Genomic DNA, 665 nt, shown 5'->3' with positions numbered 1-665 from the left:
TGACCGGGCCACCGGTGACCTGAAGGTGGTCACGGTGACGGACGAGAGCGCGGCGGACGTCCTGGTCCACGACGCCCACGCCGCGTCGCCCACCACCGCCTTCGCGCTCTCCCGCCTCGCCGACCCCGACACCCTGCACCACACCCCCATCGGTGTCCTGCGCAGTGTCGAACGCCCCGTCTACGACACCCAGATGGCCGACCAGCTCGACACCTCAGTCGAACAGCACGGCAAGGGCGACCTGGCCGCGCTGCTGGCCGGCGGCGACACCTGGACCGTCGTCGGCTGACCCGCTGCCACGTGACGCAGAGATCCGTACGCGCAAGCCAGAGCAGTGACCGCCTCGGGAGATGGGAAGCTATGGATCACACCAGAACAGGCGAGTCGGGGCTGCCCATCGAGCCGGTGTACGGCCCGTCGGCCCTGGAGGGCTGGGACCCGGATCAGCAGCTGGGGGAGCCGGGTGCGTATCCGTTCACGCGCGGTGTCTATCCGTCGATGTACACGGGCCGTCCCTGGACGATGCGTCAGTACGCCGGCTTCGGCACGGCCACCGAGTCCAACGCCCGCTACCAGCAGCTGATCGCGAACGGCACGACGGGCCTGTCGGTGGCGTTCGACCTGCCGACCCAGATGGGTCACGACTCCGACGCGCCGATCGCGAG

At 69.8% G+C, this 665-nt stretch carries 1 protein-coding gene and 1 pseudogene; both read left to right on the top strand.

The window, feature by feature from the left end:
- Positions 1-289, top strand: a pseudogene (locus tag AQJ84_RS40240) (2-oxoacid:ferredoxin oxidoreductase subunit beta); the annotation flags it as partial.
- A gap of 71 nt (positions 290-360) precedes the next feature.
- On the top strand, positions 361-665 hold a 305-nt coding region (locus AQJ84_RS40235), incomplete at its 3' end, for a methylmalonyl-CoA mutase family protein (protein ID WP_225889297.1).

The organism is Streptomyces resistomycificus (assembly GCF_001514265.1).
GTDB classification, from domain to species: domain Bacteria; phylum Actinomycetota; class Actinomycetes; order Streptomycetales; family Streptomycetaceae; genus Streptomyces; species Streptomyces resistomycificus.
This window is presented reverse-complemented; position numbering and strand designations above follow the sequence as displayed.